At 69.7% G+C, this 11532-nt stretch carries 14 protein-coding genes; 4 read left to right on the top strand and 10 right to left on the bottom strand.

The genetic code is table 11. From position 1 onward, the window contains the following. Entirely contained in the window at positions 1–726 is a 726-nt protein-coding gene (locus AB0K60_RS36975) for a GntR family transcriptional regulator (protein ID WP_364066296.1), read from the bottom strand. A 268-nt stretch (positions 727–994) separates the two neighbouring features. On the opposite strand from AB0K60_RS36975, the gene AB0K60_RS36980 reads away from it, so the two are divergent. Then, positions 995–2470, top strand: coding sequence for a PAS domain-containing sensor histidine kinase (locus AB0K60_RS36980; protein ID WP_364066298.1), 1476 nt, complete (start codon positions 995–997; stop codon positions 2468–2470). A gap of 89 nt (positions 2471–2559) precedes the next feature. On the opposite strand, the gene AB0K60_RS36985 is transcribed toward AB0K60_RS36980, so the two are convergent. Together AB0K60_RS36985 and AB0K60_RS36990 are read right to left on the bottom strand one after the other, a co-directional pair. Next, positions 2560–2814 carry a WhiB family transcriptional regulator gene (locus AB0K60_RS36985; RefSeq protein WP_364066300.1) on the bottom strand — a complete coding sequence of 85 codons (255 nt, stop codon included), beginning with the start codon at positions 2812–2814 and terminating at the stop codon, positions 2560–2562. 279 nt (positions 2815–3093) lie between these two features. Beyond that, positions 3094–4032: a diacylglycerol kinase family protein gene (locus AB0K60_RS36990; protein WP_364066303.1), complete on the bottom strand. Its 939-nt coding sequence runs from the start codon at positions 4030–4032 to the stop codon at positions 3094–3096. Between the two features lie 35 nt (positions 4033–4067). Here AB0K60_RS36990 and AB0K60_RS36995 point away from each other — a divergent pair, with 35 nt between their 5' ends. Next, a complete protein-coding gene (locus tag AB0K60_RS36995) occupies positions 4068–4496 on the top strand; it encodes a hypothetical protein (protein ID WP_364066306.1) in 429 nt (142 codons plus the stop codon). Between the two features lie 70 nt (positions 4497–4566). Here the strand turns inward: AB0K60_RS36995 and AB0K60_RS37000 are convergent, their stop codons facing one another. From AB0K60_RS37000 to sodN, 3 genes are all read right to left on the bottom strand, one after another. Further along, positions 4567–5346, bottom strand: coding sequence for an RNA polymerase sigma factor SigF (locus AB0K60_RS37000; protein ID WP_364066308.1), 780 nt, complete (start codon positions 5344–5346; stop codon positions 4567–4569). A 17-nt stretch (positions 5347–5363) separates the two neighbouring features. Continuing rightward, entirely contained in the window at positions 5364–5723 is a 360-nt protein-coding gene (locus AB0K60_RS37005) for an anti-sigma factor (RefSeq protein ID WP_364066326.1), read from the bottom strand. A 222-nt stretch (positions 5724–5945) separates the two neighbouring features. Further along, positions 5946–6347, bottom strand: a complete 402-nt coding sequence (gene sodN, locus AB0K60_RS37010; RefSeq protein ID WP_364066310.1) for a superoxide dismutase, Ni — start codon at positions 6345–6347, stop codon at positions 5946–5948. Between the two features lie 81 nt (positions 6348–6428). On the opposite strand from sodN, the gene AB0K60_RS37015 reads away from it, so the two are divergent. Beyond that, positions 6429–6749 (top strand): S26 family signal peptidase, encoded by a 321-nt coding sequence (locus tag AB0K60_RS37015; RefSeq protein ID WP_364066312.1) that lies wholly within the window; start codon positions 6429–6431, stop codon positions 6747–6749. Positions 6750–6826: 77 nt separating this feature from the next. Here AB0K60_RS37015 and AB0K60_RS37020 read toward each other — a convergent pair whose 3' ends face one another. The 4 genes from AB0K60_RS37020 to AB0K60_RS37035 form a co-directional block, all read right to left on the bottom strand. Next, positions 6827–7360 carry a CGNR zinc finger domain-containing protein gene (locus AB0K60_RS37020; RefSeq protein WP_364066315.1) on the bottom strand — a complete coding sequence of 178 codons (534 nt, stop codon included), beginning with the start codon at positions 7358–7360 and terminating at the stop codon, positions 6827–6829. Between the two features lie 62 nt (positions 7361–7422). After that, positions 7423–8181, bottom strand: a complete 759-nt coding sequence (locus tag AB0K60_RS37025) for an amino acid ABC transporter ATP-binding protein (protein WP_364066317.1) — start codon at positions 8179–8181, stop codon at positions 7423–7425. Next, positions 8178–8990 carry an amino acid ABC transporter permease gene (locus AB0K60_RS37030; protein WP_364066319.1) on the bottom strand — a complete coding sequence of 271 codons (813 nt, stop codon included), beginning with the start codon at positions 8988–8990 and terminating at the stop codon, positions 8178–8180. Before AB0K60_RS37030 ends, AB0K60_RS37025 begins: the two co-directional genes overlap by 4 nt. Next, positions 8987–9844 (bottom strand): transporter substrate-binding domain-containing protein, encoded by an 858-nt coding sequence (locus AB0K60_RS37035; RefSeq protein ID WP_364066321.1) that lies wholly within the window; start codon positions 9842–9844, stop codon positions 8987–8989. The genes AB0K60_RS37030 and AB0K60_RS37035 overlap by 4 nt, the downstream gene beginning before the upstream one ends. A gap of 300 nt (positions 9845–10144) precedes the next feature. Here AB0K60_RS37035 and AB0K60_RS37040 point away from each other — a divergent pair, with 300 nt between their 5' ends. Continuing rightward, on the top strand, positions 10145–11275 hold the full coding sequence (locus tag AB0K60_RS37040) for an NADP-dependent malic enzyme (RefSeq protein ID WP_364066328.1): 1131 nt from the start codon (positions 10145–10147) through the stop codon (positions 11273–11275). Positions 11276–11532: the final 257 nt, after the last annotated feature.

An 11532-nucleotide genomic window follows, 5' to 3' on the forward strand; every position in this document is an offset into this window, starting at 1 on the left:
TCAGGAGATCGGCCGCCGCAGCCGGGTGACGAACCGGTAGCGGTCCCCGCGGTAGAGCGACTGCGCCCACTCCACCGGATTGCCGTCGGCGTCGAAGGCGTGCCGGGTCAGCAGCAGCATCGGCAGGCCCACGTCCACGCCGAGCACCTGGGCGTCGTACGGCGTGGCGAGCACGGTCTCGATGATCTCCTCGGCGTCGGTGAGCCGTACCCCATAGGCGGTGTGCAGCGTCTCGTACAGCGAGGAGTGGGCCTCCAACTCGCGCCGCAGCCGGGGGAAGCGCCGGGCCGACAGGTGCGTGGTGTCGATCGACATCGGCTCGCCGTTGGCGAGGCGGAGCCGGTGGATGCGCAGCACCCGGCCGCCGGGGTTGATGGCGAGCCGCCGGGCGAGGGTCTCCTCGGCGGTGACGTAGCTGATGTCGAGGATCTTGGTGTCGGGCTCGAGGCCGACGGTGCGCAGGTCGCCGGTGTAGGAGGTGAGCTGAAGCACCTGCGCGACCTTGGGCTGGGCGACGAACGTGCCCTTGCCCTGGATGCGCAGCAGCCGTCCCTCGATCACCAGCTCGGCGAGGGCCTGCCGTACGGTGGTGCGGGAGGTCTCGAAGCGGACCGCGAGCGTGCGCTCGGGCGGCAGCGCGCTGCCCGGGGGCAGGGTTTTGGTGAGTTCCAGCAGGCTCCGTTTCACGTCGTAGTATTTCGGAACCCGGGGGGATTCTTCCGCCATCAGAACTCCTTCCGGGACCCGCCGACGGAGCGCCTCGCGTCCTGACCGTTATGCCCAATCACGAGGCCTCCTCCAACTCGCGGCGCCACCGATCACCGCGAGATCATCCGAACTCAGCTTGGACCGTGCCGTCAAGCTCCACAAGGCCCGGCCACAGTCCGTCCCGGCAGGTCACAGATGGTGGTTCAGAATAACCGTAAAGGCGGCGCGAGGAACCAGCCGGGTCGGCGATTCGCTTTTCCGGCCTCCGACCACGCATGATGCACTCGTGCCGACTCTTAGCGATTTGGTGGCGCGGCACACCGCGCTCGACTCCGCCGACGTGGAGTGGATGCACTCGCTGGTCTCCGACTGGCAGTTGCTCGCCGATCTGTCCTTCGCCGACCTCATCCTGTGGATCCCGCTGCGGGACGGCTCCTCCTGGCTGGCCGTGGCCCAGATGCGCCCCACCACCGGCCCCACCGTGTACCACGACGACGTCGTCGGCACGGTGGTCGCCAAGGGGGAGCGGCCGCTGCTGGACGCGGCCTGGACCGAGCACCGCATCTGCCGCGAGGGCGACCCCGACTGGTCCAGCGGCGTGCCGGTGCGGGAGGAGACGATCCCGGTACGGCGCGTGGCCCCCGGCGGCGACCCGCAGGGCAGCGTCATCGGCGTGATCCAGCGCTCCACCAACCTGTCGTCGGCCCGTACCCCCTCCCGGCTGGAGCTGACCTACCTGCAAAGCGCCTCCGACCTGGCGCAGATGGTGGCCGAGGGCCGGTTCCCGTTCCGCGAGGACGAGCCGATCCTGGTGCGCTCCCCGCGCGTCGGCGACGGCCTGCTGCGCCTGGACCGGGCGGGCAGGGTCACCTACGCCTCGCCCAACGCCCTGTCGGCGTACCGCAGGCTGGGCCTGCACGCCGACCTGGTCGGCGCCGACCTCGGCAAGGTCACCGCCGAGCTGTGCTACTCCGACGAGCCGGTGGACGAGTCGTTGATGATCGTGGCGAGCGGGCGGGCCCCCCGGGAGACCGAGGTGGAGTCCGGCGGCACGGTGGTGCAGCTGCGGGCGATCCCGCTGATCGTCGGCGGCGGGCGCATCGGCGCGCTCGTGCTGATCCGCGACGTGACCGAGCTGCGCCGCCGCGAGCGGGAGCTGATGACCAAGGACGCCACCATCCGGGAGATCCACCACCGGGTGAAGAACAACCTGCAGACGGTGGCCGCGCTGCTGCGGCTGCAGGCCCGCAGGCTGAGCGTGCCCGAGGGCCGGGAGGCGCTGGAGGAGGCGGTGCGCAGGGTGGGGTCGATCGCGATCGTGCACGAGACCCTGGCGCACACCCCCGAGGAGATGGTCGACTTCGACGACATCGCCGACCGGGTGATGGCGATGACCGGCGAGGTGTCGGTGGCCCCGGTCGTGCCGCGCCGGCTGGGCTCGTTCGGGGTGCTGCCCTCGATCGTCGCCACGCCGCTGGCGATGGTCCTGGCCGAGCTGCTGCAGAACGCGGTGCAGCACGGCTTCGTGCGGTGTTCGGGAGAGCTGACGGTGCAGGCCACGCGGGGCGCGGAGCGGCTGGAGGTGGTGGTCGCCGACAACGGCCGGGGCATCCCGGCGGACTTCGACCTCGACGACTCCACCAGCCTGGGCCTGCAGATCGTGCGCACGCTGGTGGTGGGCGAGCTGTCGGGACGGCTCGCCATCGCCCCGCGCGAGGGCGGCGGGACGAAGGTCACCCTGTCGCTCCCGCTGCCGTCCTGAAAGGTCGATCCCCCCGCCCGGTGGGACGGGGGGATCGCCACTGCTATAGGCTCGTACGGCCGAAGAAGCGGATGAGGCGGAGGGGAATGTCAGACGGCGGCGCGGGCACGCGCGCGGGCGGCACGGCGCTTGAGGGCGCGGCGCTCGTCCTCGCTCAGGCCACCCCAGACGCCGGCGTCCTGGCCGGACTCCAGGGCCCACTTCAGGCAGGGGTCGCTGACGGGGCACTGACGGCAGACCTGCTTGGCCTCTTCGATCTGCATCAGGGCGGGTCCGCTGTTGCCGATCGGGAAGAACAGTTCGGGGTCCACGTCACGGCAGGCAGCTCGGTGGCGCCAGTCCATGCGTTCCACTCCTTCGTCAGTGGAGCTCGCGGGCTCCGTGTGGGGCCGTACTTTGTGAAGCAATTCACTAGGCGTGGCAAACACTGGCCCGAAACACGACGTTCCGGGCCCTTCGGTATGATCGCCGAAGACCTTCGTGGGGGAGATCTCCCGTAAAGGTCCTACGTTCCGACGTCAAGATGAGCTTTTCAGGCGGCCCAACCCCACGCAAGAGGTTTGGCTGAAGGTTTTGTCTGTTATGACTGTTGGATGCATCACACCATCACGTAGTGTAGTCGGTTAGACAAGCACCTGTAATGCGTTCGGCGCTGACCGAAACGTGACCCGCTCGCGTTCCCCCAGGTAGTCACCGTCGAGTTGGAACGCTATCGGGCGTTTCGCCACCAACGTGAACTCCTCCTCGTCGTGCGTCTGGACCAGGTGACGGCCGCGCAGGAGCGTGTCGCGCTGCCGCAGAATCTGCGGTACTACCCTCAGCATCGTCGGCAATCCCATTCTTCGCAGCGCGAGCATGTCGAGGCCGGTGTCGAAGCCCGCCCACGGCGTGGGGTTGATCGCCAGCGAGCCCGCGTACGTCCACGGCGCGGTGTTGGAGATGATCGCCATGAACAGATCGTCCGCGCCGGGCTGCCGGGGGCGCTCCAGCCGCAGCGCCGGGCGGCGGCGATCGGTCAGGAAGTAGTGCCGCACCGCCGTGCTGGTGTAAAGGAAAGGGCCGGCCCGATGACCCGCCCCGCGCAACGCCTCGACCGCGCGCACCACCTCGGCGTCGTACCCCACGCCAGCGCAAAAGGTGAAATAGCGCCCATCGCCGTCGTCGCTGACGGCCACCCCGAGATTGATCGTCCTGCGCCGCCCCTCGCGCAACGCCTCCAGGGCCACGCCCGTCGCCTCCACCGCGTTGTTCGGCAGCCCGAGCGCCCGGGCGAACACGTTGGCGCTGCCGCCGGGGATCACCATCAGCGCCGGGCGGCCGTCGGTCGGACCGCCTCCGATCAGCCCGTTCACCGTCTCGTTGATCGTGCCGTCGCCGCCGAGCACGGCCACCACGTCGAAGCCCTTCTCCCGCGCCGTCTCCGCGAGCGCGGCGGCGTGCCCCCGGTAGGCGGTCTCCTCCACCGACAGATCCACGGCCGCGCCCAGGGCACGGATCAAAACGTCCCGCGTGCGTTTCGTCGTCGTCGTGGCCTTGGGATTGACCAGCAGCAATGCGCGCATGCCGAAAAGCGTATCGGCAGGTAGTGTTGCCCGATGTGTCCAAGCCTCCGTTCACGCTGGCCCTCGCCGCGGCCGTTCTCGCGTTGGAAGGGCTGACCATCCTGGGCCTCGGCGGCATCGCCGCCGTGGTCACCGTGGTCGGCGATCCCATCGACGTCTCCACGTCCATCGCCGAGGCGGCGATCGGCGTGGTCATCGGCGCCGCACTGGTGTGGGTGGCCTACGGCGCGTTCACCGCGCAGCGGTGGAGCCGCTCCCCGGGGGTGCTCGCGCAGATCTTCGCGGTGCCCGTGGCGATCACGCTGATCCAGTCCGACCGGGTCGTGCCGGGGGCGGCGCTGCTCGTGGCCGCCGCCGCCGGACTGATCACGCTGCTGGCCCCGCCGACCACCCGGGTGCTGTACGACGGCGGTTTTCCCGAGGGGAAGCGGCCGGGCTCGGGACCCGGGCACCGTCCACGCTAGTCAATCGTCGCTGGTCAATCGTCGCTGGTCAATCGTCGCCAGTCGGTCGTCGGCGGTCAGTCGTCGGCGGTCAGTCGTCGGCGGTCAGGCCCTCGCGCAACTGCGCGAGCGTGCGGGCGAGCAGCCGCGACACGTGCATCTGCGAGATGCCCAGCTCGGTGGCGATCTGGGACTGGGTCATGTTGCCGAAGAACCGCAGCAACAGGATGCGCTTCTCGCGCGGCGGCAGCCGTTCGAGCAGCGGCTTGAGCGATTCGCGATACTCGACCCCTTCGAGGGAGTCGTCCACGATGCCGAGCGAGTCGGCGACCGCGGGCGCGTCGTCGTCGCCGGAGTCGGGCGCGTCGAGCGAGACCGTGGAGTACGCGTTGGCGGACTCCAGGCCCTCCAGCACGTCCTCCTCGCTCATCTGCAGGTGGGCGGCGAGCTCGCCCACGGTCGGGGCGCGGCCCTCCCGCTGGGACAGCTCGCTGATCGCCTTGGTCAGCGAGAGCTTGAGCTCCTGCAGCCGCCGCGGCACCCGTACGGCCCAGCCCTTGTCCCGGAAGTGCCGCTTGATCTCGCCCACGATCGTCGGCGTGGCGTACGTGGAGAACTCCACGCCGCGGTCGAGGTCGAACCGGTCGATCGACTTGATCAGCCCGATCGTCGCCACCTGGGTGAGGTCGTCGAGCCACTCGCCGCGGTTGCGGAAACGACGGGCGAGGTACTCCACCAGCGGCAGGTGCAGCTCGACCAGCTCGTCGCGGATGCGCTGGCGGCGCGGGTCGTCGGCGGGCAGCCCAGCGAGCTCGGCGAAGAGCGTGCGCGCGCGCACCCGGTCGGGCACGGCGTGGTCGCTGGAGGCCATTGCATGGGTCCTTTCCATCACACCGGCCCCGCCGCGTCTCGCCGCTTGCGCAACACGATCGCCATGCGATCGGGGGAACCGGTGACCGCGTCGACCTCGTCGGCCAGCGCGGTGAGGACCATCCAGGCGAAGTCGTCGCGGCGCGGCTCGGCGGTGCCGACCGTGCTCACCTCGACCCGCACGATCATTTCCTGCCCGTTGAGCTCGAACTCCGTGATGAGGTCGGTTCCGGGCACGGCCTGGCGCAGCAGCATGGCGCACGCCTCGTCGACCGCGATCCGCAGGTCCTCGATCTGGTCGATGGTGAAATCCAGGCGCGCGGCGAGCCCGGCGGTCGCCGTACGCAACACCGACAGGTAGGCGCTCACCGCCGGCATGCGCACGCTCACCGCGTCCCGCACCCCCGCCTGAGCGCGCGTCACCGTCTCGTCAGCCACGATCCTCCTCGTACAAAGCCGCTGACTGCAACCTACCGTCCCCGCGACACCTTTGGTGTCCTGGGCACGCCGATCCGTCGTGATCTTGCACCAAATGTTCAGGCCCCGAGTGGTCTGTCACCACGCGGGGCCCGGACAAAACTCTGCAGATCAGACGCCGTCTCAGGCGGCCTTGGTCTCCCAGAAGATCTTGGAGATCTCCTCGATCTTGGCGAGCAGGTCGTCCGCCTTGGAGACGTCCACGGTGCCCTTGGCACCCGCCGCGCCGGCCAGCTTTGTGGCGTCCCAGAAGAGCTGGTGGAGCTGCGGGTACTTCTCCAGGTGCGGCGGCTTGAAGTAGTCGGTCCACAGCACCCACAGGTGGTGCTTGACCAGCTCGGCCCGCTCCTCCTTGATGGTGAGCGCGCGGGCCCGGAACACCGGGTCGTCGTTATCGGCGTACTTCTGCATGATCGCCTTGACGGACTCGGCCTCGATGCGGGCCTGCGCCGGGTCGTAGACCCCGCACGGCAGGTCGCAGTGGGCCGACGCCTCGTGCCTGGGTCGAAGCAGTCGTGCGAGCATCGGAAGTCCTTCCTCAATGCTGATTGACAGCATGGTTCCGTATCCGACCTTACCGGTAGCGAAAGGATCACACCGACGGGGATGTTGTTCCTGCGCGTGCGTGTCATCGGAGAATCGATGCTGCCCGCCCTGCGCCCGGGGGACTGGCTGGTCGTGCGCCGCACCGCCGCCCCCCGCGCGGGCGATCTGGTCGTCGCGCGGCTGCCCGCCGACCCGGAGCGGCTGATCGTCAAACGCCTCACCGGCGGCGGCCCCGACGAGGGCTGGTGGCTGGAGAGCGACAACCAGCGCGCCTCGGGCCGCCGCGACAGCTGGGACTTCGGCCCGGTCCCCGCGCCGCTGCTGGTCGGCCGCGTGGTGCTGCGTTACTGGCCGCTGCGGTACGGCATCCGCCCCCGCTAGTCCCGCCCGCTAGTCCCGCCCGCTAGTCCCGCCCGCTAGTCCCGCCCGCTAGTCCCGCCCGCTAGTCACCCCGATGGTCACAGGGCCGCGGCCCCGCGCTTGCGCGCCCGGTACGCCGCCACGTTGGCCCGGCTGGCGCAGCGCTCGGAGCAGTAGCGGCGCGAGCGGTTGGAGGAGGTGTCGATGTAGGCGCGGCGGCACGGCGCGGCCTGGCACAGGCCCAGGCGGTCCAGGCCGAGCCGGGTCACCAGGGTGGCCAGGCCCATGACCGCGCTCACCGCGTACTGGTCGTAGACCCGGCCGCCCTCGGTGAGGTGCAGGTGCCAGCGCTGCCCGTCGTGGCCGGTGATCTGCGGATGGACCGGATGCCGGATCAGCAGCATGTTGAGCCGGTCCACCGCGTCCTCCTCGTCGCCCTTCGCCACGGCCTCGAAGACGGCCGTCAGCTCCTCGCGCAGGTCGCGGATGGCGTCGAGGTCGCCGCGGGTGATGCGGGCCGCCTGCAGGCCGCGTCCGGTCTCGCCGAGCAGCGTGCGCAGCCCGTCGAGGTTGCCGAGATCCTCGTGGTTCACCAGGTGAACCGCGAGCTCGGCGTATGAGTCCAGGTCCACGTGCGATCCCCATGCGTAAGAAGTGAAATCGCAATCGAGTATTACACGCGGGCGGGGCCGGGTCAGCCCTCGGGGTGCAGCACCCGGCGCAGGAAGGTCCTGGTGCGCTCGTGCACGGGATCGCCGATGACCTGCTCCGGAGGGCCCTCCTCGACGATGACGCCGCCGTCCATGAACACCACCCGGTCGGCGACCTCGCGCGCGAAGCCCATCTCGTGCGTCACCACGAGCATGGTCATGCCGTCCTCGGCGAGCTTGCGCATCACCGTGAGCACGTCGCCGACCAGCTCGGGGTCGAGCGCCGAGGTGGGCTCGTCGAAGAGCATCAGCGCCGGGTTCATCGCCAGCGCCCGCGCGATGGCGACCCGCTGCTGCTGCCCGCCGGACAGCTGCGCCGGATAGGCGCCCTCCCGCCCGGCGAGCCCGACCCGGGCGAGGTTGTCCCGCGCGACCCGCTCGGCCTCGCCCCTGCCGCGCCGCAGCACCCGCTCCTGCGCGATCGTCACGTTGCGCAGCACCGTCAGGTGCGGGAACAGGTTGAACTGCTGGAACACCATGCCGATGCGCCGCCGCGCCGCGTCGATGTCCACGTCCGGGTCGGTGAGCTCGACGCCGTCCACGAACACCCGCCCGGAGGTGGGCTCCTCCAGCAGGTTGACGCAGCGCAGCAACGTGGACTTGCCCGACCCGGAGGGGCCGATGACGCACACCACCTGCCCGGGATCGACGGTGAAGTCGATGCCCTTCAGCACCTGAACGTCGCCGAACGACTTGTGCAGGTTCCTGATCTCGACGGCGTGCTGAACGGGTTCGGCGCTCATCGTCCCTTCCCCTGGCGTGCTTCCAGCTTCCGGGCGAGGTACCCGAGCGGAATGGTGATCAGCAGGTACGTCGCTCCCGCCATGATGATGGGCGTCGGGCTCGCGGTGGTGGAGGCCAGGTCGTTGCCGAACTTGGCCAGCTCCACCTGTCCGGCGGTGACCCCGAGGAACAGCACCAGCGAGGAGTCCTTGAACAGCAGGACCAACTCGTTGGTGAGCGGCGGGACCACGATGCGGACGGCCTGCGGGATGACGATCGAGACCATCGCGCGGCCGTACGGCATGCCGAGCGAGCGCGCCGCCTCCATCTGGCCCTTCGGCACCGCCTGCAGCCCGGCCCGGAAGGTCTCGGCCATGTACGCCGCCGAGACCAGCGCGAGCGCGACCGCGACGCTGCCGTACACCCCGCCGGGCAGCGCGAAGCCGGGGAAGGCGACCGGCAGGCCGGTGCCGATCATCAGGAAGATCACCAGCGCGGGCAGGCCGCGGAAGATCTCGACGTAGATCCGGGCGAGCCACCGGTACGGCGGCACCGAGGACAGCCGCATCAGCGCCAGCGGCAGCCCGAGGGCGAATCCCAGGGCGTACCCGGTCACCGTGTAGATGATCGTGTTCTTCAGCGCGACGGTGAACAGCTCGGGCAGCCCCTGCCCGGCCACCTCGGCGTTGAAGAACGACTGCTGGATCGCCGGCCAGTCCGCGAGCAGGATCACGACGACGAGGACGGCGACCAGCAGGGCGTACTGGATTCCGCGGCTGATCCGCTGCCTGCGCCGTGGACTCAGCCGAGGTCGTGCCCGGGTGGTCATGAGCCGGCGGCGGGGCTGGGCGCGGCGGACGGCTCGGCGCCGAACCACTTCTTGTAGATCGCGTTGTACGTGCCGTCCTTCTTGGCCTGCTCGATGGTCTCGTTGACCACCTTCAGCAGGGCGGCGTTGCCCTTCTTCATGCCGATGCCGTACTGCTCACCGGTGTCCAGGTTGCCGGCCAGCTCGAACTTCTCCGCCACCTCCGGCTTCTTCAGCCAGGTGAGCACCACCGGCAGGTCCTGCACGATCACGTCGACCTGCCCGGCCTGCAGCGCGAACAGCTCCTTGGGGGAGTCGGCGTACTCGACCGGGTCGAACCCCTGCTTCTTGACGTAGTCCAGGCCGGTGGTCGAGGCCTGGGCGCCGAGCTTGAGGTTCTTGGCCTTGACGTCGGCGAGGGAGGTGACGCCGCTGCCCTTCTTCGCCAGCAGCGCCTGGGTGGCGTCGAAGTACGGCACGGAGAAGTCGAGGTTCTTCTTGCGCTCGTCGGTGATGGTCATGCCGGCCGCGGCCACGTCGCACCGGCCCGCGTTGAGCGCCGCACCGCTCTTGATCACCGCGAAGTCGATGTCGAGGATCTCCTGGGTGACGCCGAGCTTCTTGGCCACCAGGTCCACGATGTCCACGTCGAAGCCCACGACCTTGCCGCCCTGGTTGAACTGGAACGGCTCGTACGGAATGTTGGTGCAGGTCGTCAGCTTGCCGGCGTTGACCAGGGCGACGCCGCCCGACGACTGCGCCGTCGTCGTACCGGTGTCGCCGGACGATCCGCCGCAGGCGGTGAGCCCGCCGACGGCCGCGAGCACGGTGGCCGTGAGTGCGAGCACGCTCCGGCGGGGGAACCTCAAGGGCATGACGACCTCCAACACAGTCGGTAAATGTGATCAGTGTGATACTTCGCCCATAACGGACAGGCAACGCCGACGCGCCAACCCGGCCACCGTCCACGGTCGCGCCTTATGGCACAATCGAGCGACGGGTGACCCCCGTGCCCCTTGATGAGAGACGACCGTCCTCGGCAGGGGTTCCCGGCGGCTACCGAAGCCGGGCCTTCCGCCTTCCGCGGCGTCTACCCAGGTACCTGTCCCAATCAGAACAGTGGGGTCACTGTGACGCCTTCTCTGGAAACGCTTGATTCGGATCCCGCCTTCGCCATGCACCGGGGCGGCAAGATCGAGATGCGCGCGACCGTGTCCGTGCGCGACGCCGACGACCTCGCGCTCGCCTACACGCCCGGGGTGGCCCGGGTGTGCACCGCGATCGCGGAGGAATCCGCCCTGGTCAACGACTATACGTGGGTCTCGGGAGTGGTCGCGGTGGTGTCCGATGGCACTGCGGTCCTCGGTCTCGGCGACATCGGACCCGCGGCGGCCATGCCCGTCATGGAGGGCAAGGCGCTGCTGTTCAAGGAGTTCGGCGGCGTCGACGCGGTGCCGATCTGCCTGGACTGCACCGACGTGGACGCTCTGGTGGAGACCGTGGCCCGCCTGGCGCCCAGCTTCGGCGGCGTCAACCTGGAGGACATCAGCGCGCCGCGCTGCTTCGAGGTCGAGGACCGCCTGCGCGCCATGCTGGACATCCCGGTCTTCCACGACGACCAGCACGGCACGGCGATCGTGACGCTCGCCGCGCTGCTCAACGCCGCCAAGGTGATCGGCCGCCCGCTGAGCGAAATGCGCGCGGTCGTCGCCGGCGCGGGCGCCTCGGGAATCGCGGTGAGCCGGTTCCTGCTCACCGCGGGCATCGGGGACATCGCGGTCGCCGACAGCAAGGGCCTGCTGTACGACGGCCGGGAGGGCATGAACCCGGTCAAGGCGGCCCTGGCCCGCGACACCAACAAGGCCGGGTTCACCGGTTCGACCGAGGAGGCCCTCGCCGGCGCGGACGTGTTCATCGGCCTGTCGGGCTCGACGGTGAGCGAGGAGGCGATCGCGAGCATGGCGACGGACTCGATCGTGTTCGCGCTGTCCAACCCGACGCCCGAGGTCTACCCGGACGTGGCGCGCAAGCACGCCCGCGTGGTGGCCACCGGGCGGTCGGACTTCCCCAACCAGATCAACAACGTGCTCGCCTTCCCCGGGGTGTTCCGCGGCGCGATCGACGTGCGCGCCCGGGAGATCACCGAGAACATGAAGGTGGCCGCCGCGCACGCGCTCGCGTCCGTGGTCGGCGATCTGGTGACGGAGGACTACGTGATCCCGAGCCCGTTCGACCGGAGGGTGGCTCCGGCGGTGAGCGCCGCCGTCGCCGAGCAGGCCCGCAAGGACGGCGTGGCCCGCCGCTAGACACCTCCCATAAACGGCACCCACAAGAAACGGCACTGACAAAAACGGCACCCACAAAAAGCACAAGGCCCGGCTGGTGGGCCGGGCCTTGTCAGGGGTGGCGAATCCTACTTGAGGATCTCGCCGTTCTTGCCGACGATGCTGCCGGACCAGGCGTTCGCCGCGGCGTCGTAGATCGCCTTGGTCTCGCCGTCGAAGTACGGCGAGGCGATGAAGTCGATCCGGCCGTTGTCGTCGCTGTCACCGAACCAGGAGAT

This window comes from Thermopolyspora sp. NPDC052614 (genome assembly GCF_040678635.1).
GTDB lineage: Bacteria > Actinomycetota > Actinomycetes > Streptosporangiales > Streptosporangiaceae > Thermopolyspora.

Coding starts and splice junctions, on each gene's coding strand:
- AB0K60_RS37025 (WP_364066317.1), bottom strand. CDS start 8,181: ATGAGCGCCGAACCCGTTCAGCACGCCGTCGAGATCAGGAACCTGCAC.
- AB0K60_RS37015 (WP_364066312.1), top strand. CDS start 6,429: ATGTTGTTCCTGCGCGTGCGTGTCATCGGAGAATCGATGCTGCCCGCC.
- AB0K60_RS37040 (WP_364066328.1), top strand. CDS start 10,145: ATGCACCGGGGCGGCAAGATCGAGATGCGCGCGACCGTGTCCGTGCGC.
- AB0K60_RS36990 (WP_364066303.1), bottom strand. CDS start 4,032: ATGCGCGCATTGCTGCTGGTCAATCCCAAGGCCACGACGACGACGAAA.
- AB0K60_RS37030 (WP_364066319.1), bottom strand. CDS start 8,990: ATGACCACCCGGGCACGACCTCGGCTGAGTCCACGGCGCAGGCAGCGG.
- AB0K60_RS36975 (WP_364066296.1), bottom strand. CDS start 726: ATGGCGGAAGAATCCCCCCGGGTTCCGAAATACTACGACGTGAAACGG.
- AB0K60_RS37035 (WP_364066321.1), bottom strand. CDS start 9,844: ATGCCCTTGAGGTTCCCCCGCCGGAGCGTGCTCGCACTCACGGCCACC.
- AB0K60_RS37005 (WP_364066326.1), bottom strand. CDS start 5,723: ATGCCGGCGGTGAGCGCCTACCTGTCGGTGTTGCGTACGGCGACCGCC.
- AB0K60_RS37000 (WP_364066308.1), bottom strand. CDS start 5,346: ATGGCCTCCAGCGACCACGCCGTGCCCGACCGGGTGCGCGCGCGCACG.
- AB0K60_RS36985 (WP_364066300.1), bottom strand. CDS start 2,814: ATGGACTGGCGCCACCGAGCTGCCTGCCGTGACGTGGACCCCGAACTG.
- sodN (WP_364066310.1), bottom strand. CDS start 6,347: ATGCTCGCACGACTGCTTCGACCCAGGCACGAGGCGTCGGCCCACTGC.